The 24,146-nt window shown below is 53.3% G+C and carries 25 protein-coding genes; 6 read left to right on the top strand and 19 right to left on the bottom strand.

Annotation, left to right across the window (positions count from 1 at the left end; genetic code table 11):
• Positions 1 to 39 precede the first annotated feature (39 nt).
• From L3K52_11435 to hflD, 3 genes are all read left to right on the top strand, one after another.
• Entirely contained in the window at positions 40 to 498 is a 459-nt protein-coding gene (locus tag L3K52_11435; protein UOG90811.1) for an NUDIX hydrolase, read from the top strand.
• Positions 491 to 1,603, top strand: coding sequence for a tRNA 2-thiouridine(34) synthase MnmA (gene mnmA, locus L3K52_11430; protein UOG90810.1), 1,113 nt, complete (start codon positions 491 to 493; stop codon positions 1,601 to 1,603). Before L3K52_11435 ends, mnmA begins: the two co-directional genes overlap by 8 nt.
• Positions 1,604 to 1,675: 72 nt before the next feature.
• Positions 1,676 to 2,308, top strand: coding sequence for a high frequency lysogenization protein HflD (gene hflD / locus L3K52_11425; protein ID UOG90809.1), 633 nt, complete (start codon positions 1,676 to 1,678; stop codon positions 2,306 to 2,308).
• Here hflD and pyrF read toward each other — a convergent pair.
• The 6 genes from pyrF to aroA all read right to left on the bottom strand — a co-directional run bounded on the left by pyrF (position 2,305) and on the right by aroA (position 8,441).
• Positions 2,305 to 2,997 (bottom strand): orotidine-5'-phosphate decarboxylase, encoded by a 693-nt coding sequence (pyrF, locus tag L3K52_11420; GenBank protein ID UOG90808.1) that lies wholly within the window; start codon positions 2,995 to 2,997, stop codon positions 2,305 to 2,307. The two genes, hflD and pyrF, sit on opposite strands and share 4 nt — an antisense overlap.
• Positions 2,998 to 3,014: 17 nt before the next feature.
• Positions 3,015 to 4,166, bottom strand: coding sequence for a hypothetical protein (locus L3K52_11415; protein ID UOG90807.1), 1,152 nt, complete (start codon positions 4,164 to 4,166; stop codon positions 3,015 to 3,017).
• 64 nt (positions 4,167 to 4,230) lie between these two features.
• Positions 4,231 to 4,536: an integration host factor subunit beta gene (locus tag L3K52_11410; protein UOG90806.1), complete on the bottom strand. Its 306-nt coding sequence runs from the start codon at positions 4,534 to 4,536 to the stop codon at positions 4,231 to 4,233.
• A 140-nt stretch (positions 4,537 to 4,676) separates the two neighbouring features.
• The gene (gene rpsA, locus L3K52_11405; GenBank protein ID UOG90805.1) at positions 4,677 to 6,344 is read right to left on the bottom strand and encodes a 30S ribosomal protein S1; all 1,668 of its coding nucleotides are present in this window, start codon (positions 6,342 to 6,344) and stop codon (positions 4,677 to 4,679) included.
• A 124-nt stretch (positions 6,345 to 6,468) separates the two neighbouring features.
• Positions 6,469 to 7,122, bottom strand: a complete 654-nt coding sequence (gene cmk / locus L3K52_11400) for a (d)CMP kinase (protein UOG90804.1) — start codon at positions 7,120 to 7,122, stop codon at positions 6,469 to 6,471.
• The gene (gene aroA / locus L3K52_11395; GenBank protein UOG90803.1) at positions 7,119 to 8,441 is read right to left on the bottom strand and encodes a 3-phosphoshikimate 1-carboxyvinyltransferase; all 1,323 of its coding nucleotides are present in this window, start codon (positions 8,439 to 8,441) and stop codon (positions 7,119 to 7,121) included. The genes cmk and aroA overlap by 4 nt, the downstream gene beginning before the upstream one ends.
• 155 nt (positions 8,442 to 8,596) lie before the next feature.
• Here aroA and L3K52_11390 point away from each other — a divergent pair, with 155 nt between their 5' ends.
• Positions 8,597 to 9,535 carry a lysophospholipase gene (locus tag L3K52_11390; protein ID UOG90802.1) on the top strand — a complete coding sequence of 313 codons (939 nt, stop codon included), beginning with the start codon at positions 8,597 to 8,599 and terminating at the stop codon, positions 9,533 to 9,535.
• Positions 9,536 to 9,558: 23 nt separating this feature from the next.
• Here the strand turns inward: L3K52_11390 and L3K52_11385 are convergent, their stop codons facing one another.
• From L3K52_11385 to L3K52_11350, 8 genes are all read right to left on the bottom strand, one after another.
• On the bottom strand, positions 9,559 to 10,422 hold the full coding sequence (locus L3K52_11385) for a prephenate dehydrogenase/arogenate dehydrogenase family protein (protein UOG90801.1): 864 nt from the start codon (positions 10,420 to 10,422) through the stop codon (positions 9,559 to 9,561).
• Positions 10,419 to 11,549, bottom strand: a complete 1,131-nt coding sequence (gene hisC / locus L3K52_11380) for a histidinol-phosphate transaminase (GenBank protein UOG90800.1) — start codon at positions 11,547 to 11,549, stop codon at positions 10,419 to 10,421. Before hisC ends, L3K52_11385 begins: the two co-directional genes overlap by 4 nt.
• Positions 11,550 to 11,635: 86 nt before the next feature.
• Positions 11,636 to 12,982 (bottom strand): DEAD/DEAH box helicase, encoded by a 1,347-nt coding sequence (locus tag L3K52_11375; GenBank protein UOG90799.1) that lies wholly within the window; start codon positions 12,980 to 12,982, stop codon positions 11,636 to 11,638.
• Positions 12,983 to 12,989: 7 nt separating this feature from the next.
• Positions 12,990 to 13,475 (bottom strand): CYTH domain-containing protein, encoded by a 486-nt coding sequence (locus tag L3K52_11370; GenBank protein UOG90798.1) that lies wholly within the window; start codon positions 13,473 to 13,475, stop codon positions 12,990 to 12,992.
• Positions 13,475 to 14,440 (bottom strand): ketoacyl-ACP synthase III, encoded by a 966-nt coding sequence (locus L3K52_11365; protein UOG93998.1) that lies wholly within the window; start codon positions 14,438 to 14,440, stop codon positions 13,475 to 13,477. Before L3K52_11365 ends, L3K52_11370 begins: the two co-directional genes overlap by 1 nt.
• Positions 14,440 to 15,468: a phosphate acyltransferase PlsX gene (gene plsX / locus L3K52_11360; protein ID UOG90797.1), complete on the bottom strand. Its 1,029-nt coding sequence runs from the start codon at positions 15,466 to 15,468 to the stop codon at positions 14,440 to 14,442. Before plsX ends, L3K52_11365 begins: the two co-directional genes overlap by 1 nt.
• An 85-nt stretch (positions 15,469 to 15,553) precedes the next feature.
• Positions 15,554 to 15,748 (bottom strand): 50S ribosomal protein L32, encoded by a 195-nt coding sequence (rpmF, locus tag L3K52_11355; GenBank protein ID UOG90796.1) that lies wholly within the window; start codon positions 15,746 to 15,748, stop codon positions 15,554 to 15,556.
• Between the two features lie 6 nt (positions 15,749 to 15,754).
• On the bottom strand, positions 15,755 to 16,171 hold the full coding sequence (locus tag L3K52_11350) for a DUF177 domain-containing protein (protein UOG90795.1): 417 nt from the start codon (positions 16,169 to 16,171) through the stop codon (positions 15,755 to 15,757).
• A 203-nt stretch (positions 16,172 to 16,374) separates the two neighbouring features.
• Here L3K52_11350 and L3K52_11345 point away from each other — a divergent pair, with 203 nt between their 5' ends.
• The gene (locus tag L3K52_11345) at positions 16,375 to 16,962 is read left to right on the top strand and encodes a Maf family nucleotide pyrophosphatase (protein UOG90794.1); all 588 of its coding nucleotides are present in this window, start codon (positions 16,375 to 16,377) and stop codon (positions 16,960 to 16,962) included.
• On the opposite strand, the gene aroE is transcribed toward L3K52_11345, so the two are convergent.
• From aroE to gnd, 5 genes are all read right to left on the bottom strand, one after another.
• On the bottom strand, positions 16,948 to 17,775 hold the full coding sequence (aroE, locus tag L3K52_11340; protein ID UOG90793.1) for a shikimate dehydrogenase: 828 nt from the start codon (positions 17,773 to 17,775) through the stop codon (positions 16,948 to 16,950). The two genes, L3K52_11345 and aroE, sit on opposite strands and share 15 nt — an antisense overlap.
• Positions 17,768 to 18,775 carry a porphobilinogen synthase gene (gene hemB / locus L3K52_11335; GenBank protein UOG90792.1) on the bottom strand — a complete coding sequence of 336 codons (1,008 nt, stop codon included), beginning with the start codon at positions 18,773 to 18,775 and terminating at the stop codon, positions 17,768 to 17,770. Before hemB ends, aroE begins: the two co-directional genes overlap by 8 nt.
• A 61-nt stretch (positions 18,776 to 18,836) precedes the next feature.
• The gene (gene pgl, locus L3K52_11330) at positions 18,837 to 19,487 is read right to left on the bottom strand and encodes a 6-phosphogluconolactonase (GenBank protein ID UOG90791.1); all 651 of its coding nucleotides are present in this window, start codon (positions 19,485 to 19,487) and stop codon (positions 18,837 to 18,839) included.
• A complete protein-coding gene (gene zwf / locus L3K52_11325; GenBank protein ID UOG90790.1) occupies positions 19,487 to 20,986 on the bottom strand; it encodes a glucose-6-phosphate dehydrogenase in 1,500 nt (499 codons plus the stop codon). Before zwf ends, pgl begins: the two co-directional genes overlap by 1 nt.
• Complete coding sequence (gene gnd, locus L3K52_11320; protein ID UOG90789.1) at positions 20,983 to 22,443, bottom strand: decarboxylating NADP(+)-dependent phosphogluconate dehydrogenase; 1,461 nt, start codon at positions 22,441 to 22,443, stop codon at positions 20,983 to 20,985. Before gnd ends, zwf begins: the two co-directional genes overlap by 4 nt.
• A gap of 157 nt (positions 22,444 to 22,600) precedes the next feature.
• Here gnd and L3K52_11315 point away from each other — a divergent pair, with 157 nt between their 5' ends.
• A complete protein-coding gene (locus L3K52_11315; GenBank protein UOG90788.1) occupies positions 22,601 to 24,145 on the top strand; it encodes an ATP-binding protein in 1,545 nt (514 codons plus the stop codon).
• Position 24,146: the final 1 nt, after the last annotated feature.

The following is a 24,146-nucleotide window of genomic DNA, read 5'->3' as shown; positions in this document are numbered from 1 at the left end:
TGTGTAGAATACGCATTTTCGCCCCGAAGGATGCCCACTATGGTTTGGAAACCCCGCGTCACCGTCGCCAGTGTTATTGAACACGATAACCGCTTTCTGATGGTGGAAGAAATGCACTATGGGCAACTGACCATCAATCAACCGGCAGGACACATGGAACACGGCGAAAGCTTGCTGGATGCAGTACGCCGCGAAACGTTGGAAGAAACCGGCTGGCATTTTGAACCAACCGCTCTGCTGGGCATTTTTCACCTGCAACGCGATGACCCTGACCGCGTGTATTTGCGCTTCACCTTCACCGGCACGCTGCTTGAACCTGTCCCCGGCTACCAAATCGACGCGGATATTACCGCCGTGCATTGGTTGACTCGCGAACAAATCCGCAACCAGCAACCGCGTATCTGGCGCAGCGATTTGGTGGGGCGCTCGCTCGAACTGTACGAATCCGGGGTACGTCATTCGCTGGATAGCCTGCACTATTTCACCGCCAATGACTAACGCCACGCAAAAAGTCATCGTCGGTATGTCCGGCGGCGTTGATTCCTCGGTTGCCGCGCTATTGCTGCTCGAACAAGGCTACCAAGTGGAAGGCTTGTTCATGAAAAACTGGGAAGAGGACGACACCGAAGACTATTGCTCAGCGGCGGTTGACCTTGCGGATGCGCAAGCCGTTGCCGACCAATTAGGCATCGTATTGCACACCCGCAATTTTGCCAGCGAATACTGGGAGCGCGTTTTCACCTACTTTTTGGAAGAATACCGCGCCGGGCGCACCCCCAACCCCGACATCATGTGCAACAAGGAAATCAAGTTCAAAGCCTTCTTGGAACTTGCATTGGAATTGGGCGCGGACTACATCGCCACCGGACACTACGCTCGCATTGCGCGTGACCCCGACGGCACGGCGCGAATGCTCAAAGGCGTGGACGCCAATAAAGACCAAACCTATTTCCTCTACACCCTGCAACAACACCAATTGCAACGCAGCCTGTTTCCTGTCGGGGAATTGCAGAAAAGCAAGGTGCGCGAATTGGCAGAAACCGCCGGATTCACCACTGCTCGCAAAAAAGACAGCACTGGCATTTGTTTCATTGGTGAACGTAAATTCCGCGATTTCCTGCAACGCTTTCTGCCCGCACAACCCGGCAATATCGTCACACCCGAAAATGAGATCATCGGCAAACACCACGGCTTAATGTATTACACCCTCGGTCAACGCCAAGGCTTGGGCATCGGTGGGCGCAAAGATGCGGATGAAACCCCTTGGTTTGTGGTCGACAAAGACATGGCAAATAACCGCCTGATCGTGACCCAAGGGCATCAACACGAATTACTGATGAAACACTTTCTGTTAGCTTCGCAGTTGCATTGGGTAGCGGGTCATGCGCCGAGCCAGCAGTTTGAATGCAAAGCCAAAATCCGCTACCGCCAGACGGAAGAAACTTGTCACGTCAGCTTAAAACCGGATGGCAGCAGTGCAGTGTGTTTTCCCCATCCGCAACGCGCGATTACCCCCGGACAATCCATTGTGTTTTATCAGGATGACGTCTGTTTGGGCGGCGGCATTATTGACGCCATGGCAAGCGACTGCCCTAATCCTTAAGGGCTAACTTGAATTATTTGCATAAACCCTTATTCTCACCACACATAGTCAAATCGGATTTAACAAAAACCTGTGGAAGCCAATAACCGTAACCGAACCCTTGCCCTCGCTGCGCTGTTCCAGTGTGTCGAAGGTGTCACGCAAATTGCCGCGCGCGGCAATGTCGATAGCGAACTGTTTGAAGCCTGCATCAACAGTATCTTGACAGACGACGACGCCACCCCCGAAGCCCTCTACGGTGGTATCGACAAACTCAGAACCGGCTTTCGCGTGCTGATGTACCAACTCGGCGCGAGCAATCTAAACCCTGATGGCAAACCCAAAGACATCGAAGCCACCCGTTACGCGGTTAATTTGCTGTATCTGGAAAAGAAACTCGCCAACGACCCGGATATGTTCCAGTCCTTGCTCAAAAATATCGAAAATGCCCAGCAACAACTGGACTTTTTTGCCATGACTCACCCCAATATGATTGCGCGACTCGCAGAAATCTACAGCACTACGGTGAGCAAACTGGGGCCGCGCATTATGATTAAAGGCGACCAAAACTACCTTGCCAACCCTGAGAATGCGGCAAAAATTCGCGCGTTGTTACTGGCAGGCATTCGTGCCGCCTTATTGTGGCGGCAAGCGGGTGGGAATCGCTGGAAGCTCATCTTCTCGCGGGGCGCAATGCAAAAAGAGGCGCAACGGTTTTTGAACTAAGACCCCAGTTCAAGATTAATCGCGGCAATCACCGCAACCGGATCAACCGCTTGGGTAATCGGTCGCCCCACCACCACATAACTGACGCCAGCTTCCCGCGCTTGAGCCGGTGTCATGACGCGGGATTGATCGCCCTGATCACTCCCCGTCGGGCGAATACCGGGCGTTACCAGCAAGAAATCATTCCCTAAACGTTGGCGTAACATTGCCGCTTCCTGTGCCGAACACACCACGCCATCCAAACCACTGTCCGCCGTCAATTGCGCCAAATGTTGCACCTGTTGGGCAGGTTCGACCGTGATACCCGTGCCGGACAATTGCGCCTTATCCATCGACGTTAATACCGTCACCGCAATCAACTTGGGTGGGTTAGCAACCCCCTGCAACGCTTCACGCGCCGCTTGCATCATCTTAGTGCCACCGGATGCATGAACATTAAGCATCCACACCCCCAAACCCGCCGCCGCTTTACACGCCGATGCTACTGTATTGGGAATATCGTGAAATTTTAGATCCAGAAACACGTCAAAGCCACGCGCGGTTAATTGACGCACCAACGCAGGGCCTGCGGCGACAAACAACTCAAAACCGACTTTGAGCTTGCATTGTGACGGGGTAAGTGGCGCAACAAACGCCAATGCTTGTTCCGCTGTGGCAAAATCGAGGGCAATAATCAAACGGCTAGACATGCAATCATCCTGACAAATTAAACGTTGCTGACCGTATCCCAATGGTGACACGCGGGACAGCGCCATAAGTAACCGTGCATTTTATACCCACACTGGGCGCACTGGAAATCCGGTTGGCTGGCAGCCAAACGCTGCAAAGCCGTTTGCAATTGAGCAATATCGCACAGTTTTTCTTCTTGCCACAATGCCGACAACACATCGGTAGCGTGTGCCAAAGTATTGAGGCTGGGTTTGCCTTTGGTTAAATACTCCCCGACTTGCACGCGCATATCGGACAGTTTTCCCAATTTGTGCGCCAATTGCAGCAAATAACCAAACAGCTTCGCGTCTTGGGTTTTCGCAAAAGTCTGTTGAATAAACTGATACAAGCTTTCCAATTCGTCTTTCTGATTAAACTTATTGACCAATTGATTGAATAACATCCCAATCAAGCGCGTGTCTTTTTCAATTGCCTGACGGTAAAAATTCAAGGCTTCCTCGCGCTGATTGCGGGCATAAGCCAGATCAGCGTTGAGCACCAGCACTCTGGAAGCAGCGGGATAACTTTTCGCGGCTTTCTTAATGGTTTCTTCCGCACGGAACAAGTTTTGCTTTTGCAATTCCTGTACCGCCAGTTCGCAATAATAATGCGCAATCAAGCGGCTGTGATCAACTTTGCTGCGCTGCTGCGCTAATTGGGCAATCTCAATCGCCTTATTCCACTCATGCAATTGTTCGTAAATATTACGCAATGGCTCACACGCATCGGCGTGCTTCGGGTCATCTTTAAGCAATTCACTGAACACGCTTTCGGCACGATCCAGCAAGCCCGCCGCAAAAAAGTCTTCGCCCAATGCCAACATTGCTGCCGTGCGTTGCGCTTTGCTCAAATCGGAGCGTGCCACTAAATTTTGGTGAATGCGTAATGCGCGATTAATTTCACCGCGATTGCGGAACAAATTGCCCAGCAATAGAAAAGTATTCGCGGTGTGTTCATCCACTTCGGCGTAATTGAGGAACACATCCAACGCTTTATCGGGTTCTTCGCTCAACAGGTAGTTAATGCCTTGCACAAAACGTTGCGGAACATCCTGACGCTGTTGTTCTTGATGTTCTTTGTAACGCTTACGCGCCGCGTGCCAACCGGAATAAAACGCGATGGGCAGGAGTAAAAATAGAATTTCTTGCATAGTGCCTTAGATGTAAAAAAGGAGGCTGTGTGCCTCCCCTTTCTATTACCACAATATAGGAATATTAATCCTGAACCGGGTAACTAACACGCGATTCATTCACGCGCTCGCGCAATTCCTTGCCCGGCTTGAAATGAGGCACGTGTTTTGGCGGTAACGCCACCTGATCACCCGTTTTAGGATTACGGCCTTTACGCGCTGCGCGATGGTGCAGGGAAAAACTGCCAAAACCTCGGACTTCAATGCGCCCGCCACTCGACAGTGATTCGCTCATTTTATCGAGCAACAGTTTAACCGAAGATTCCACATCGCGGGTGCTAAGATGGCTTTGCTTGCGTGACAGAATATCAATGATTTCAGATTTGGTCATCCATTCCACTCCTGAACAAACGACGGATTGTCATAATCGTTGTTGCAGCTTTCCAGTCTTGGAAAACAGTGCAGATAGAACATCTGCACCGCCTGAACTATAGGTCATCCCTGACCTGCGTGCCATCCTGATGGGGAATATTATTCGCCCATCTGTTCCTTGAAGATGTCACCCAGTGACGTACCCGTGCTGGTAGAACGCCCGGTGTATTCACGCATCAAACGTGATTCATCTTCATCATCCTTCGCCTTGATAGACAGGTTGATGGCGCGAGTCTTGCGATCAACACCCATGAATTTGGCTTCAACGGTGTCGCCTTCTTTCAGCAGGGTGCGCGCATCTTCAACGCGGTCGCGCGACAATTCGGACGCACGCAAAATGCCTTCGATGCCTTCGCCTAGGTCGATTTTCGCGGCTTTAGGTGTCACTTCAACCACAGTACCTTTCACGACGCTGCCTTTAGAATGGGCTGCCACGAAATTGGAGAACGGGTCTTGTTCCATCTGCTTGATGCCGAGGGAAATGCGCTCACGCTCAGGGTCAACAGCCAATACAACCGCTTCCACTTCGTCGCCTTTCTTGTAGCTACGCACGGCTTCTTCGCCGGGAACGTTCCAAGAAATGTCAGACAAGTGCACCAGACCGTCGATGCCGCCATCCAAACCGATGAAGATACCGAAGTCAGTAATCGACTTGATCTTACCGGAAACGCGGTCGCCTTTGTTGCGAGTACCGGCGAATTCATCCCATGGGTTGACTTGGCATTGCTTCATACCCAGTGAAATGCGGCGGCGTTCTGCGTCGATGTCGAGGATCATGACTTCGGTTTCGTCGCCCAGTGCCACAACTTTGGCAGGGTTGACGTTTTTGTTGGTCCAATCCATTTCGGAAACGTGTACCAAACCTTCAACACCGTCTTCAATTTCCACGAAGCAGCCGTAATCGGTCAAGTTGCTGACCTTACCAAAGATGCGCGTGCCAGCCGGGTAACGGCGAACCAAATCTTGCCAAGGGTCTTCACCCAATTGCTTCAGACCCAGTGAAACGCGGTTCTTATCGCGGTCGAACTTGAGGACTTTAACGTCAATTTCGTCACCGATATTAACCACTTCAGAAGGATGCTTGACGCGCTTCCAAGCCATATCGGTAATGTGCAACAGACCGTCGATGCCGCCGAGGTCGAGGAACGCACCGTAATCGGTGAGGTTCTTGACCACGCCTTTGATGACTTGACCTTCTTGCAGGTTTTCCATCAGCGCGTCGCGTTCTGCACTGTATTCTTCTTCAACGACTGCACGGCGTGAAACCACGACGTTGTTGCGCTTCTGATCCAGCTTGATGAGCTTGAATTCCAGTTCCTTGTTTTCCAAGTAGGAAGTGTCGCGGACTGGGCGTACATCCACCAGTGAACCCGGCAAGAATGCACGAATATCACCCAACTCAACCACGAAACCACCCTTAACTTTGCCGGTGATGATACCTGTGATGATTTCTTCGTTGGTGAAGGCTTCTTCCAAAATTTCCCAAGCACGCAGGCGGCGGGCTTTTTCACGGGAAAGGCGCGTCTCACCGAAACCGTCTTCGACGGTATCCAGCGCTACTTCGACCAAATCGCCGACTTTAACGTTGATTTCGCCGCGTTCATTTCTGAACTGCTCAGCAGGAATAACACCTTCGGATTTCAAGCCAGCACTCACGATAATGAAATCGGAGCGGACTTCGAGAACTGTTGCATTTAGCAGAGCGCCGGGTTGCATTTGGGTGTAAGAAAGGCTCTCTTCAAACAGTTCAGCAAAACTTTCAGTCATGAATAAAAATACCTGTTAATAAAATGATTTATCGTCACTCGCATCCTGCATTGACGGGTTAAAACGCAAAAAGCCCAGACGTCCTGTCAGGGCTCCCAAGAAAATACTGTATTCAGTGCAATGCTTAAGCGATGTAATGCAATACGGTAGCAAATACTTCTGCTTCATCCAACGAACTGGTATCAATTACCAAGGCGTCAGGGGCAGGTTTTAGAGGAGCTACCGGACGATTGCTGTCGCGTTCATCGCGAGCATTGATCTCTTGAATTAAGTCACACAGTTTAGCACTAAGTCCTTGTTGGCTCAACTGTTTCAGGCGACGTTCCGCACGAATTTCGGCACTGGCGGTGAGATAAAACTTATGGGTGGCGGTAGGAAACACTACGGTCCCCATATCGCGCCCATCGGCGACCAAACCGGGAAGCTGGCAAAACTGACGTTGCAGCTCCAATAATGCCGCTCGTACCGCAGGCAGCGCTGCGATTTGCGAGGTTGCACTGGCACAAGTTTCATTGCGAATCTCGCTGGTGATAATGTCACCGTCCAGCCATGCTTCGCCATTTTTGAATTCGATATTCAAGGTGGGAATTATCGTGGCCAGTATGGTTTCGTCTTGCAAATTTAGCTGGCGACGCAAGGCCGCCACCGCTGCCACCCGGTAGATCGCCCCGCTATCAAGCATGTGCCAACCGAGCTTATCCGCCAGCAGACACGCGATCGTGCCTTTGCCAGCACCGGCGGGGCCATCAATCGTGATCACGGGAATAGGCGTATTCATACGGTGGTGATCCTCACGCCCGCGTTTGCCGCCAGTGCCACAAAGCCGGGGAACGAGGTATTCACATTGGCGCAATCATTGATGGTAATCGGCTGAGTAGCGCGTAAAGCTGCCATGGCAAACGCCATTGCAATGCGGTGGTCGCCGTGGCTGTCGATCGTGCCGCCGCTGAACACACCGGGGTTGATGATAATGCCATCAGGCGTGGGTTGCGCAGCCACCCCGCAGGCAAGCAAGCCATCCGCCATTACCTGAATCCGGTCGCTTTCTTTGACGCGCAATTCTTCCGCGCCCGTCAGCACGGTCTGCCCTTCGGCAAACGCTGCCGCAATAAACAGCACTGGAAATTCGTCGATTGCCAGCGGCACTAAGGCTTCAGGAATCTGGATACCGTGCAATTGTGCCGCACGCACCCGAATATCCGCCACAGGTTCGCCGCCAACTTCGCGCTCGTTCAAGATTTCGAGGTTTGCACCCATCAAGCGCAAAATGTCGATCACGCCGGTGCGGGTCGGATTCATGCCAACATGCTCGATCGTCAGGTCAGAACCGGGGGCAATGCTTGCGCCCACCATGAAAAAGGCGGCGGAGGAAATATCGGAGGGTACGTCGATGTCTGTGGCGGTGAGTTTGCCGCCACCTTGCAAGCTGATGCGATTGCCATCAGTTTTCACGGCATAACCGAAGCCGCGTAACATGCGTTCAGTGTGATCGCGAGTCGGTGCGGGTTCGGTAACAGAGGTTTCGCCTTGCGCATACAAACCCGCCAGCAACAATGATGATTTCACCTGGGCACTGGCTACCGGCATGTCGTAATGGATCCCATGCAATGGGCTGCCGCCGTGTACTAATAATGGCGGCGTGCCGGTGGCGGTCGCTTCAATGTTCGCGCCCATGCTGGCTAACGGCACGGTCACGCGCTTCATCGGACGTTTGGACAGTGAAGCATCGCCCGTCATGCGCACATCAAAGGCTTGCCCGCTCATCAGGCCGGACATTAGACGCATGGATGTGCCGGAATTGCCCATATTCAAATCGTGCGCGGGCGCTGTTAAACCGTGCAGCCCGACTCCGTGGATGGTCACTTTGCCATCATCGGTGGGGCCGTCGATGCTAACGCCCATGCTGCGAAACGCATTCAGGGTACACAGGCAATCTTCACCTTGCAGAAAGCCGCTGACGTGGGTGGTGCCTTCCGCCAGTGAACCGAGCATGATGGAACGGTGTGAAATGGATTTATCACCCGGAACGCGCACCTTGCCTTGCAAACTGCCACCGGGTTGGACGTTGAATTGTAGGTTGTTGCTGGAATGGCTCACGCGGGTTTTCCTATATCGGGTGTAATGGTGCGAAAAATCAGATTAACATTCAAACATACGGCATAGACTTTGCCAAGTTGCAACCGGCTATTTGCAAACAATCTTCACAGTGAGGTATGGCATAATTGCATTTTAACGGCTGGAAACCCTGTTAGATGATGAATTTACTGCTCTCCAGCGGCGCGATGCTGGTGCTACTCCTCGTAATCACTGGCTTATCTGCCTGTACGCCCGCCAGCATTCCGCTCAAGGCCATGCAAACAAAACCTGCGATTGTGCAACAACCCGTGTTGCGCACCAGCGATGGTACCGAACTGGTCATGACCCATTGGCCAGCACAAGGCACGCCCAAGGCGACATTATTGCTCATCCACGGGCTAAATGAGTACGCCGGAGCCTTTGACGAAATGTGTGAAACACTGGCACAAAAAGGCATCGAAGTATGGGCATATGACCAGCGTGGCTTCGGGCGTTCACCGCATCGCGGCTTGTGGTCAAGCGCAGAACGCATGGCACAGGATGCCCGCGAAGCCGTTAGCCAGTTGCGCACCGCGAATCCACGCCAACGCTTGTATGTGCTAGGTTTTTCGATGGGCGGTGCAGTCACATTATTGTCAGCAAAACAGGGAGGGCTGGATGTTGACGGTATTATCCTCGCCGCCCCTGCGGTATGGACGCGCTCTACCCAACCATTCTATCAACGTTGGTCACACCAACTGGCAGTGCGGCTGATACCGGGCTGGAAACCGACTGGCGCAAGCCTTGAAATTCGCCCCACTGACAATAAAGTCATGCTGCGCCGCATCTGGAAAAGCCCGTGGATGATCAAAGGCGCCCGCATCGACACGCTGAATGGCGTCGTCGATTTAATGGACAAAGCCTATGCTGCTGCGGATAGCCTTAGCGTGCCAGTTTTGCTACTGTATGGCGATAAAGATCAAATCATTCCCAAAAAACCGATTGAACGCCTGTGGCAACGCCTATCGAAATCCGGCAACACCCGGTTTATCCGTTACCCGCAAGGCTGGCACATGCTAGGGCGGGATTTGAACGGCGACGAAGTAATCACCGACATCGTGCAATGGATGCAATGATCAGAGTGCGGAGAATAGTTGCCTCAAATCGAGGCAATATAACTGTCACGGGCTTGCTTGGCACTTGCCATACGCTGCTGAAGTGCTTCAGCATCCTGCGCGTCGATCAGCGCAGCAAATTCGTCTAAATTACGCTGAAAAACGGCAATCACCTCAAGGATAGCCGTTTTGTTGGTCAGGCAAATGTCGCGCCACATCACCGGGTCACTCGACGCAATCCGTGTAAAATCACGGAATCCGCCCGCTGCATAACGCAAAATATCTTCCCGCTGCGGCATCCTCAACAGCGTATCCACCAACGAAAATGCCAGCAAATGAGGCAAGTGACTGGTCGCTGCCAAGACCTGATCATGCAATTCCACCGGCATTTGTTCCAACAATGCCCCCGTGACGCGCCACATGGCTTCCACCTTGGCAACCGCATCCGCATCCGTGTGCGCCTGTGGTGTCAAAATCACCCGACGGTTGAGGTACAAATCAGGAATTGCCGCTTCCACCCCGCTTTTTTCACGCCCCGCAATCGGATGCCCCGGCACGAACCGGGTGAAATCTGCGCCGAACACTTGCGCCACTTCCGCCACAATACTGCCTTTGGTGCTGCCTGCATCGGTGAGAATTGCACCCGCTGGCAACGCGGGTTTGATTTGCTGCAACAAGTGGCGCATTGCGCCCATCGGCACTGCCAATAACACCATGTCGGCATCGCGAACCGCCTCTGCCGGGTCAAGGCTGAAGCTGTCAATCACACCCAGCTCCACCGCTTTTTGCAAATGTTCCGCGTTGCGGCTGCAACCGACGATCATTTGACAAGCATTCGCTTGACGCAAAGCCAAAGCCAGCGACCCGCCAATCAACCCGACGCCGAAGATAACCAATTTTTTAATCACGCGTTAAGAACCTTCTGCAAGGCATTGATACAACGCTTGTTTTGAGTTTCAGTACCCACGGTAATGCGCAAATGTTGCGGCAAACCGTAACCCCCAATCGGGCGCACAATCACCCCTTCACGCAACAAGGCCTCGTACAGCGGTGCTGCCGGACGCTGCGTATTAATGGTAATAAAATTGCCCACAGTCGGTATGTATTCCCAAGCATTCTCAGCACAGGCCGCAAACCATTGCTGCAAACCAGCGGTATTCGTTGCAACGCTATTCTGAATGAAGTCCTCATCAGCCAATGCCGCTTGTGCCGCTGCTAATCCCAATGAGTTGACATTAAAAGCCTGACGCACCCGATTCAAAGTATCCGCAATCACCGGGCTAGACGCTGAATAGCCAACCCGCACTCCTGCCAAGCCGTAAATCTTGGAAAACGTGCGCGTCACAATCAAATTCGGAAATTCTGCCAGCCACGCCAGTGCATTCGGGAAAGTCGGGTCGGTGACGTATTCGGTGTAAGCTTCGTCAATCACCACAATGACGTCGTGCGGCACAGTGCGCATAAAATGGTACAGATCTTCCCGATTCAACCAAGTCCCCGTGGGATTATTAGGATTGGCGATGAAGACGACGCGCGTTTTCTCATCAATTTTCGCCGCTAGATTCGGCAGATTATGGCCGTAAGGCATGGTGTGATGATCGGGCGAATGTGCTTTGGCGATGCGCAATTCTGCGCCCACCGCTTGCGTCACAATCCGGTAGACCGCAAACGCATATTCTGAAAGTACCGCAGCACGGCTATTATCCAAAAACACCCGTGCAATTATATCCAACACGTCGTTAGAACCGTTACCTAAAGTAATCTGTGAACTGTGCAGGCCAAACTTATCCGCAATCGCCGCCTTTAACTGGTAGCCGCTGCCATCGGGATAAAGTTCCAGCGATTTAAGAGCCGCCGCCAGCGCTGCTTGCGCTTTGGGGCTTGCGCCGAGTGGATTTTCGTTGGAGGCCAGTTTGAGGATATTGCTAATCCCCAGTTCGCGCTCCAGCTCTTCGATGGGTTTACCGGGCTGATAGGGTTGCAAAGCTTGCACGCCCGTTACCGCCAGTGTTTTGAAATCAACAGTCGTTTGCATGATTGGCCTGAATAAGCAAAAAATCAGTCAAGCATTCAATCACAGCCAGCCGCGCTTGCCAAGAGCAGCGGCTGACAATACGGGGTTTACGCGACCGCTTTCGGCTTATTCGGGCGACGGCGACGCGGCTTGCTCGCCGCTGCACCTTCCGCTTTCTTTACCGGCGGCAAACCAGCCGCCTTGCGGACATCACTTTTCTGCGAGCTACTCCGGCGATTTGCTGGGCGATGCTGTGCAGGGCGCGGACGATCCGCCTCCGCATCTTTCGCAATCTCGGCGGCAGTCAACGCCCGCGTCGGCGCAACGCTGATCGTCGGCAACGGTTCACGCGGCAATTGCTGCTTGATGAGCTTTTCGATGCCTTTGAGGAAACCGTATTCTTCCGGCTCAACCAAAGAAATCGCTTCACCCGTCGCGCCCGCACGCCCGGTACGCCCAATGCGATGCACGTAATCTTCCGACACGTTCGGCAACTCGAAGTTGATCACGTGTGGCAATTGCTCAATATCCAAGCCACGAGCGGCGATGTCAGTCGCTACCAGCACGCGAATATTGCCTTGCTTGAAATCAGCCAACGCTTTGGTACGTGCACCTTGGCTTTTGTTGCCGTGAATCGCCGCCGCCGTTACGCCATCGCGTTCTAGCTTTTCAGCCAAACGGTTTGCGCCGTGTTTAGTACGCGAGAATACCAGCACTTGTTCCCACTGATTTTCACGGATTAAGTGGCTCAACAACGCGGTTTTACGCGCTTTATCCACCAAGAAAACCGATTGCGTCACGGTATTCGCCGCTGCGTTGCGTGGGCTAACCGAGATTTGCACAGGGTTATTCAATAAACCCTTGGTCAGTGCCACGATGTCATCGGAGAAGGTCGCGGAGAACATCAAGGTTTGGCGACGCTTCGGCAACAACGCCAGAATCTTGCGGATGTCGCGGATAAAACCCATGTCCAACATGCGATCCGCTTCGTCCAGCACCAGCATTTCCACTTGGGAAAACTTCACCGCGTTTTGGTCGTACAAATCCAGCAAACGCCCCGGTGTTGCTACCAGAATGTCTAAGCCACGGCGTAACGCCATCATTTGCGGGTTAGCACTCACGCCGCCGAACACGACGGTAGAGGTCAGCGGCAGATTTTTGCCGTAATCGCGCACGCTTTCGCCGACTTGAGCCGCCAGTTCGCGGGTCGGGGTCAGCACTAAAGCGCGGATGTGGTTGGATTTGGGCGCATTGCCGTTCGCCGAGAGCAAATGCAGCATCGGTAAAGTGAAACCAGCGGTTTTACCCGTACCCGTTTGCGCCGCCGCCATAATGTCGCGACCAGACAGGACAGCAGGAATACCTTGTGCTTGAATAGGAGTGGGGGTGTCGTAACCCTGTTCGCTGATGGCACGCAACAGCGGCTCGGACAAGCCGAGTTCAGAAAATAGCATTGTGTAATTAACCTCGTTCCTCAGCCGACCAGCGGCTGTAGGGATATTGCGTAAGACGGACGTTGTAATAGCGTTCCAAATGCGAAACGTCTGCACCTGCCCAGTGGGGCATGGGGATTACATCATCCGGTGCATCGAGTTCGACTTCCGCGACAATTAAGCCTGCGTTGTCACCGTGGAATTCATCTATTTCCCACAGTTTGCCGCCAAACTCGATGAAATGGCGGGTCTTTTCAATCAGCGGGCGTTCGCACAACTGATCTAACAATTCCGTCGCGTCAGGCAACGGGATTTCGTATTCGTATTCCGGGCGTTGGATGCCCAAGGTCATGCCTTTGATATTGAGCGTGGCGGTGTCATCGGCAATGCGTACCCGCACAGAGGCACGTTTGCTGCTGCTCAAATAGCCTTGGCGGAAAGATTCGGAGCGGCTGATTAAGGCTCGCCACGCATCCGATACCAGCAAAAATTTACGTTCGATTTCTGTTGCCATTAGAACCTGATTAGGGCTGAACCCCAGGTAAAGCCGCCACCGAAGGCTTCCAGCAAAATGATTTCGCCGCGCTTGATACGCCCGTCACGCACGGCGGTATCCAATGCCAACGGCACGGAGGCGGAGGACGTATTGCCATGCGTTTCGACCGTGACTACGACGTGATCCATCGACATATCCAATTTTTTCGCGGTGGCTTGAATAATGCGGATATTGGCTTGATGCGGCACTAACCAATTCACATCGGCTTTGGTCATGCCATTCGCTTCAAGGGTTTCATCCACAATCCGCCCTAAAGTATTGACGGCTACCTTGAAAACTTCGTTGCCACGCATTTGCATCAAGGCACCTTCAGCCCGCAACATTTCCATATTCCTTGAAATGCCTGCGTTCACGCTCAACAAATGTTCGTAAGCGCCATCCGCATGAATGTGGGTAGACAAAATGCCTGCTTCATCACTGGCTTCTAACACCACCGCACCCGCACCATCGCCGAATAAAATACAAGTACCGCGATCCGTCCAATCCAAAATTTTGGACATCGCTTCTGCACCCACCACCAGAGCGCATTTGCTCGCGCCGCTGCGCACAAACTTATCTGCCACGCTCAAGGCGAAGACGAAGCCGGAACACGCGGCTTGCACATCAAATGCTGCGCCGCCGTTGCGGATGCCCAAATTATTTTGCAATAAGCACGCGGTACTAGGGAAAACCAAATCTGGCGTGGACGTACCAACAATAATCAAATCAACGTCTTCAGGGCGTTTGCCTGCCATCTCCAACGCGCGGCGGGCAGCGTGTTCTGCCATGTCGGAAGCGCTTTCCATATCCACAATGTGACGTTCCCGAATGCCGGTACGTTCAAAAATCCACTCATCAGTGGTATCCACCATCTTTTCAAGATCGTGATTGGTCAGGATTTTTTCAGGCAAATAACTGCCAGTACCAGCAATACGAGAATAGATCATGCGCTCTGCCTCTGTGTGTGCAAACTTTCTAGTTGTTTATGAATACGTTGTGGGACATTGCTGATAACAGCACTGCGTGCAATACCGATAGCATTAGCAAATGCCAAACTGTCCGCACCACCGTGGCTTTTGACCACAATACCCTGCAACCCTAGCAAACTTGCCCCATTATAGCGCCTAGGGTCAAATTTGCGGCGGAATGCTTTCAATACCGGCATGGAAATTAATGCGGCTAATTTCGTAAACAGATTGGCGCTATAACCGGCTTTGAGCTGGGCAGAAACCATTTTCGCCAAGCCCTCACTGGTTTTCAGCGCCACATTGCCGACAAACCCGTCACAGACCACCACATCCACATCGCTTTGGTAAATGTCATCGCCTTCCACATACCCAATGTAATTCAGTGGGCAACCTTGTAGTAAGGCATTCGCGGCTTTTACCTGCTCATTTCCCTTAATGGCCTCTTGCCCAATATTGAGCAGACCGACCTTAGGGTTGGCTTTGTTATCAATGGCTTTGACTAATTCTGATCCCATGAGGGCGAACTGGTATAAATGTTCAGCTTCAGAATCCACATTTGCGCCTAAATCAAGCATGTGCGTATGCCCGTGCATGGAAGGAATCGCGGTGCAAATCGCGGGGCGGTCAATACCGGGCAGGGTTTTCAGCACAAAACGTGCCGTTGCCATGAGCGCACCCGTGTTACCGGCGCTGACAGCAGCATTGGCTTCGCCCGCTTTCACCAGATTAATGGCTACCCGCATGGAGGAGTCTTTTTTGTTTTTGAGGGCAACGGCGGGGGACTCATCCATTTGCACCACTTGCGAGGCGTGATGAATGCGCAAATTAGGCGTGGATAACGCTTGATGCTGTTCCAGCAAGGCGTTGATTTGGACTTCATCACCGACCAAGATCAACGCAAGATCTTGGTATTGTTTCAAAGCGTTCAGAGCGGCTGGCACTACTACTGACAAGCCGTGATCACCACCCATCGCATCCAATGCGATGCGATACTGTTCAGCCATGCTATCCCCTTTCTTGAAAAAAAATCGCGGGTCAAGCCCGCGATTTTCGTTGATTGTGTTGAGAAGCAGCGTAACGTGTTACCACTTACGCTTCGTCATCCACTTCAACGGCTGTTTTGATGATCTGACGACCACGATAGAAACCGTCTTTCGTCATGTGATGACGCAGGTGCGTTTCACCTGAAGTCGCATCCACTGACAACGTAGGGTTTTTCAGGGAATCGTGTGAACGGCGCATACCGCGTTTTGAACGAGTCATTCGAGCTTGACCGACTGCCATAGTCTGTTACTCCGGTTTTTTCCAATTTTTTAACACTGCAAAGGGATTTTTTTTGGCGCTCGCCGCAACATCCTCTTGCTCATTTTCTGTAACAGGCTCATCCGACGGCAAGGCTTCAATCAACTTGCGCAACGGTTCACACTGTTCGTGCTTTGCCACTAAAGGCAGAGCCAGAAGAATTTCATCTTCAACGAAATCCTGTATAAACAGCCGTTCATCCTCGATCAACCAAGCCTCTAAGCCTTCTTGTTCGGGGCGTTCATCCGACTCAAACGTTGTCAGTGCTACTTGTACGGGCGCATCAAGGGCAATAGTCACGGGCTGCATACAACGTTGGCATTCCAACACGATATTGCCACGGATATGCCCTTTGATCATTGGGCGACCACCTGCACTGCGGGTGAAGTCCAATGTGACGGCCATATCCTCCGTTCCATCTAAAGCAAGCGCCGCCAAACGCGGTAATTGCTGCAACGGCACAACACCGGTTAAGCATCTTCCTTGCTCAACCAGTTTAAAGGGATTAACGTCTACGGGTAGTCTGTTCAACATAAGCGCGGGATTATATGAATCCAGCCTATAATGTGTAAAGAAATTTCTGTTTTTTTATTGGGATACTTTAAACGATGACGCGAACTTTGATCCTTGGCTCGACCTCCCCCTACCGCCGCGAACTGATGCAACGCCTGCATTGCCCCTTTAACACTGCCGCCCCCGACATCGACGAAACCCGTCTGGACGGTGAAAGTGCGCGTGAGATGGTGTTGCGCTTATCCTTGCAGAAAGCCCAAGCGGTCGCGGCGCAACACCCGGATGCATTGATTATTGGTTCGGATCAGTGTGCGGTTTTACACGAGCAAGTGATCGGCAAACCGGGTAATCATGAGAATGCCATGCAGCAATTACAAAACTCATCGGGGCAAACGGTCGCGTTCCTGACGGGCTTGTGCCTGTATGACAGCCGTGATGGGTTGTATCAGTTGGATGTTGTGCCATTTGCGGTGGATTTTCGTGAATTGAACGATGCTGAAATTGATGCGTACCTGCGCAAAGATCAGCCGTACAACTGTGCAGGGAGTTTCCGTTCGGAAAGTTTGGGAATTACTTTATTTAAGCGTATGCACGGCGACGACCCCAGCGCCTTGATGGGGTTGCCGCTGATTCGTTTGAGTGAAATGCTCAAACAGGCGGGCGTGGATTTACTGGCGGCTTAATTCTTCCCGCAATTGTGCCAACACCGGCGCGGTGTCAGGACGCACACCGCGCCAGATGCAGAATGCTTCTGCCGCTTGCTCGACCAACATCCCCAGCCCATCCAAGGCTTGAGCAGCGCCTTGCGCCCTGCCCCATACCACAAATGCCGTGGGCTTGGCGCTGTACATCATGTCGTAAGTGCAACCATTCTCTGCTAAGCAACCATCAGGCAGTGGTGGTAACTCACCCTGCAAGCTGGCAGCCGTGCCGTTGATAATCAGGTCAAACTGCCCGCTGATGTCCGCAAAGCCACCACCGGACACTTGCCCGAATTCGGCGAAATCGTGCGCTAATTCCACCGCTTTCTCGGCAGTCCGGTTAGCGATGAACAAGTTGACGGGTTGCGCTTCTAGCAACGGTTGCAATACGCCGCGCACTGCACCACCCGCTCCCAACAGCAGAATACGTTTACCCTGCAAGCAGATACCGTGGTTTTGCTGCAAATCGCGCACGATGCCGATGCCGTCGGTATTATGTCCGACCATCGTGCCATCATCGCGGAAAGCCAGCGTATTCACGGCTTTGGCGCGGGCGGCGTAATCGCTGAGTTCGTCCACCAGCTCCCACGCTTCTTGCTTGAAAGGGACGGTGATATTACAACCTTTGCCGCCCGCCACGAGGAAAAACATTACGTCTTGCGCGAATTCTTCCGGCTCGGCACAGATTGCGCCGTATTCCACCGCTTCGCCGGTTTGTGCGCCGAATAGGGTGTGGATGCGCGGGGATTTGCTGTGGGCAATGGGGTTGCCGAAGACGGCGTAGTTGTCAGTCATGCTTCAACCACTCCGCCACTTGCTTGGCGTAATACGTCAAAATGCCATCCGCACCCGCCCGCTTCATCCCCAACAATGCTTCCATCACACACGCTTTTTCATTAATCCAACCATTCATGCCCGCCGCTTTGAACATCGCGTATTCGCCGCTGACTTGATAGACGTAAGTGGGCGCTTTGAACTCTTCTTTGATGCGGCGCACGATGTCGAGGTAGGGCATTCCCGGCTTAATCATCACCATATCCGCGCCTTCTTGCAGGTCGAGCGCGACTTCCCACAAGGCTTCGTCGGAATTGGCAGGGTCCATCTGGTAGCTGTATTTATTGCCACCCTTCAAATTCGCCGCCGAACCGACCGCATCGCGAAACGGGCCATAAAAGCTGGAAGCGTATTTCGCGGAATACGCCAAGATGCGCGTGTTCAAATGCCCATGCTGTTCCAACACGTCACGGATTTCGCCAATACGCCCATCCATCATATCCGACGGTGCAACCACATCCGCGCCAGCTTCGGCGTGGGAAAGCGCTTGCTTAGTCAACGCCGACACCGTTTCATCGTTGAGGATATAACCGTTTTCATCCATCAAACCGTCTTGCCCGTGCGAGGTGAACGGGTCAAGCGCCACATCGGTAATCACACCCAATTCCGGCACAGCCGCTTTGATCGCCCGTACCGCGCGTTGCGCTAAACCATCGGGATTCCACGCCTCTTCCGCCTTATCCGTTTTCGCGGATTGCGGTGTCACGGGGAAAATCGCCATCGCCGGAATACCCAGCTTGAACGCTGCTTCCGCTTCTTTCACCAGCAGATCAATGCTAATGCGCTCCACACCGGGCATGGAGGCAATGGCTTCGCGCTGATTTTCGCCTTCCATCACAAACACTGGCCAAATCAAATCATTGGCAGTCAGCACGTTTTCGCGCATTAAACGGCGGGAAAAATCATCACGGCGCATCCTGCGCATACGGGTGTAAGGGTACATTCCGGGGTAAATAGCCATTGCAAGCCCTATCAGTGAATAAAAGATCGCTTATTTTGCCCGTTTGTCGGGGGAATGCCAACTATTGACCGTAAGCGGCAATATCCACCAACAAGCAAGCATCCTCCCGCACCGCCAACGCAATCGGCAAACGCGCCCCGCTACGCCATTGCGCCAACGCCTCAACCTTACCCGCCCCCGTGACCAACACCAATTGCTGCCGACACGCCTGCAACGCCGCCACACTCAAACTCACCCGCTCCGGCGGCGGCTTCGGCGCATCAAACACGGTCTGTGTTAACGCGGCGGGATCATCCACAAACCCCGGAAACAAACTCGCCGTATGCCCATCTTCCCCCATCCCCAACATCACCACATCAAACGGCAATTTCTCACTAATCGTCTGCGCATACGCCACCGCCGCCGCTGCCGCCCCCAACTCCGCCGGAATCGGAAACCGCCGCGCCGTTGGCAAGCTCATCCGCGAATTACGCTCGACATGCTCAACTGGCAAACACCGCTCATCCCCCCAAAAAATCTCCCACCGATCCCAATCCTGCAACGTATCCGCCAGCAAAACATACGCCCGCTGCGGCGTACCGCCCCCCGCCAGTACCAAGCGAAACACCCCGCGCTCACGAATCGCCACCGCTGCCGCCGCTGCAATCCACTCACACGCCCGCTGCGCCACCGCCTCCGCATCCACCAACACTTCTGTATTCGCTGGTAACATTACTCACCTCCATTGCACGACAAGGTATGCCGCCACGCGCGATCCGAATCCCCAAAAATCTTTTCCGCCGCCTTCGGCCCCCAACCACCTGCGGGGTATTGCAACGGCAACTGCTCATCATCAGCCCAACGCTGCATCACCGGATCAACCACCGTCCACGCGGCTTTCACCTCGTCATAGCGCAAAAACAACGAACGGTCGCCCTTGATCACATCCAGCAACAATTCCTCATACGCCTCTGCCTTGCGCTCACCCGGCGTACTCACCGACGCATCCATCACAATCTGGCGCGTGTGCATTTCCAGCCCCGGCACTTTCGCGGAAATTTCCATGCGCACCGCGTCTTCTGGCTGAATCCCAATCAGCAACCAATTCGGATGCGGCTGATACACCCCGCTGCCCTTAAACAACTGCATCGGCGGCTGCTTAAAACGTACTGCCACCAACGACCGCCGCTCTTTCAAGCGCTTGCCCGTGCGCAAATAAAACGGCACATCCTTCCAACGCCAATTGTCGATATACAGCTTCATCGCCGCATAAGATTCGGTATGGCTACCCGCTGCCACCCCCATTTCCTGCAAATAACCGGGGACAGCCTCACCCTTCACCTCGCCCGCCGCGTATTGCCCGCGTATCGCATGAGTCGCAAGCGCCTCCAAATTCACCGGACGAATGGATTGCAACACTTTGACCTTTTCATTGCGCAAGGCTTCCGCTTCCAACGACACGGGTGGTTCCATTGCCAGCAACGCCATCACTTGCAGCAAATGGCTTTGAATCATGTCGCGCACCGCCCCGCCGCTCTTGTCGTAATAGCTGGCACGCCCGTCCACCCCTACCGTTTCCGCGTGGGTAATCTGAATGTGGTCAATGTGATAACGATTCCACAACGGCTCTAGAATCAGGTTAGCGAAACGCAGCACCAGCAAATTTTGCACCGCCTCTTTGCCCACGTAATGGTCAATGCGGTAAATCTGCTCTTCCTTAAGGTGCTCGCTGAGGCTGTGCTGCAACGTCCGCGCCGATTCCAAATCGTGACCAAATGGCTTTTCGATCACCATGCGCCGAAAGCCTTGCGCCTCATCCAACAATTGCGCCGCTGCCAACCTTTCCGTGACAGTGACATACAAATCCGGGCTGACCGAGAGGTAGAAAATCACATTATTGGCGCATTCACCATCGCTCTGAATCCACGCGCCCAAGGCTTGGTAAAACGTCGCCTCCGTCAAACTTCCCGCCAAATAATCCAGCCGCTGGATAAACCCCTCCAACGCCGCATCGTCAGCCACACCTTGCTTTACCAATTGCTGGCGCACTTCTGCCTGCCAAGAAACCTGCGTAAACGGGGTGCGCCCGCAGCCGAGGATTTCCACATCATCCGCCAAATGCCCCATGCAATGCAGTTGGTAAAGTGCTGGCAATAACTTGTGCACCGCCAAATTGCCCGTCGCCCCAAAAATAACGTAAGCGTGCGAAATTCCCACACAACCACAACTCATAGCTGCTCCTCCGCACCCTGTGCGCTGAGCGCAGTCGAAGCGCCCCAATGCGTATGAAAATGCAGTGCCGGGTCGCGGTCAATCCGCTGGTAGGTATGCGCCCCGAAATAATCCCGTTGCGCTTGCAAAATATTCGCCGAACCCTCTGCACAACGATAACCATCAAAAAATGCCAGCGCCGACGACAACGCGGGAGCAGGCACACCCTGCATCACCGCTAACGCCACCGCTTTACGCCAACCACTGGCAGCTTGCTTGAGTTCCACTGCAAAAAACGGGTCTTGCAACAGACTTTGCGGCACTGGTTCACGTTCAAAGCTGGCTTTAATGTCACCCAAGAAACGGCTGCGAATAATGCAACCCGCCCGCCACAGCAAGGCAATGTCGCCATACGGCAAATGCCAGCCGTATTGTTGGGCAGCGGTTTGCATCAGCATGAAACCTTGCGCATACGACACCAGCTTCGCCGCATACAACGCATCGTGGATGGCATCGAGATAGGCGTGCCGCTGTTCTGCCGCCACAGGTGCTGCTAAACCGCCCAAGATTTGGGAGGCAGCGACACGCTCATCCTTACGCGCCGACAACATCCGCGCATGAACCGCTTCACCAATCAACGTCAGTGGCACGGCGTGTTCGAGTGCGTCTTGCGCCGTCCACAACCCCGTGCCTTTTTGCCCGGCACGGTCGAGGATTTTGGTAACGAGTGGGCTACCGTCCACGTCTTTCTGGCGCAAAATCTGGCTGGTAATGTCGATCAAATACGATTCGAGCTTGCCTTGATTCCACGCGGCAAACGTATCCGCCATTGCATCGCAATCCATTCCCAGCGCGTGTTGCATCAGGTGGCAGGCTTCGGCAATCAATTGCATATCGCCGTATTCGATGCCGTTGTGCACCATTTTGACGTAATGCCCCGAACCGCCTTCGCCCAGCCATTGGCAGCAGGGAACACCATCGACTTTGGAAGCAACGGCTTGGAACATGGCGCGAATGTCCGACCATGCTTCCACCGCGCCACCGGGCATGAGAGAAGGGCCATGCCGTGCGCCCTCTTCCCCGCCGGATACGCCCATGCCGACAAAACGAAGGCTTTTCGCCGTCAACTCCTGCCAACGGCGCGTAGTGTCTTTGTAGTTGGAATTGCCACCATCGATAATAATGTCGTTGGGGTTGAGCAGCGGTAGCAATTGTTCGATCACCGCATCGACCGCCCGCCCTGCCGTGACCATCAGCATAATAATGCGTGGCTGCGCCAGTTGGTTGACGAATTCGGGTAAGGTTTGCGCGGCTTGGATCGTGCGACCCTGTGCCTGTTGCGCCATGAAGTGTTCGGTGAGGGTGTAAGTGCGGTTGTAAACGCTTAAGGAATAGCCGTGGTCATTCAGGTTGAGCGCGAGGTTTGACCCCATTACGCCGAGACCGATTAAACCGATGTTGCTGGGAGTGGTGTCCATGCCTACCTCGTTGTCATGTTAAGTATGGTGGTGGGTAGGTGTAGGATAGCAGAGCGTAGGAGGGATGCCCACCGAAGGTAGAAGGCATCCGTTTTTACACCCTGCCTCAGCGCTTCCGCTATACTTAAACCTTGTTCTCAGCTTGCAAGCATCTTGTATGAAAAAACTCCCCATCGGCATCAGCACCCTCAGCAGCATCCTCAACGACGGCTGCGTCTACGTGGACAAAACCGCCCTGATTCACCAACTGGTGACAACCAGCCGCTATCACTTCCTCTCCCGCCCGCGCCGCTTCGGTAAATCCCTGCTGGTTGACACCCTCAAAGAACTCTTCGAGGGCAACGAATCATTGTTCCAAGGCTTAGCCATTCACCCGCTATGGGACTGGACAAAAAAACACCCCGTCATCCACATCACCTTCAACGACGGCGTGCATACCGACCGGGCGCAACTGGATAACCGTATCCGCGCACAGTTGCACGACAATGCCAAACGCCTAGAAATCGAACTACCCGGAACGGATGACATTCCCCTGCAATTTTCCCGCCTACTTGAGCGAGCTGTTGAACACTACGGGCAACCTGCGGTAGTGCTGATCGACGAATACGACAAACCCATTCTCGACCAAATTCTGGACAGCCAACGCGCCGCCGAATTGCGTGACGGTTTGAAAAACCTCTATTCGGTACTGAAAGGGCGCGACACCCTGCTGCGCTTTGTACTATTGACCGGCGTATCCAAATTTTCCCAAGTCTCACTTTTCAGCGGGTTAAACAACCTCAACGACATCACACTGGATGCGCGTTACAGCGCCTTGTGCGGCTACACCCAAAGTGAACTGGAACACCATTTTCATGACCATCTAAAAGGCGCGGATATGGCACGCGTGAGGGCATGGTATAACGGCTACAACTGGTTAGGAGAATCCGTTTACAATCCGTTTGACATCTTGTTATTTGTCGATAAAGGGCAACAATTTCGCAGCTACTGGTTTGAAACAGCTACCCCCAGCTTTCTGCTGACCTTGCTCAAAACCGGACATTACTACCTGCCACAACTGGAATACCTCGAAGTCCAAGAATCCAGCCTTGGCAGTATTGACATCGACAATATCCCCGCCGAAGTGCTGCTATTCCAAACCGGCTACCTCACCATCCACGAAACCCTGCAAATGGGCAACCAATTGGGTCTCGTCTTAGGCTACCCCAACCTTGAAGTCAAACTCAGTTTGACTACCCATTTGCTAAGCTATCTCACCCCAACCAACAGTCGCGCCCCGCAAACCAGCATACAAATCTACCGCCTACTGGCAAAAGCAGACATGGACGGGCTACGGGATACGTTCAAACGCTTCTTCGCCAGCATCCCCCACGATTGGTATCGCAATAATAGTATTGACCAGTACGAAGGCTATTACGCCAGCCTGTTCTACGCCCACGTGGTCGCTTGTGGTGCGACCACCATTGCGGAAGATGTCACCGCCACCGGACAAATTGACCTAACCGCGATCGTGGACAACAAGGTATTTATTTTCGAGTTCAAAGCCATCGACACTGAACAAAGCAGCGGCACAGCATTGGCACAAATCAAAACCAAACGCTACGCCGATAAATACCGCGACGGACGCGCGTTATATCTGGTCGGCATCGAATTCAGCAAACAAACCCGCAATATCGTCGGGTTTGAGTGTGAGAACAGCTAAC

It is taken from the genome of Candidatus Thiothrix sulfatifontis, assembly GCA_022828425.1.
Classification (GTDB): domain Bacteria; phylum Pseudomonadota; class Gammaproteobacteria; order Thiotrichales; family Thiotrichaceae; genus Thiothrix; species Thiothrix sulfatifontis.
The sequence above is the reverse complement of the archived record's forward strand: the minus strand, read 5'-3'. Positions and strand labels throughout refer to the sequence as shown.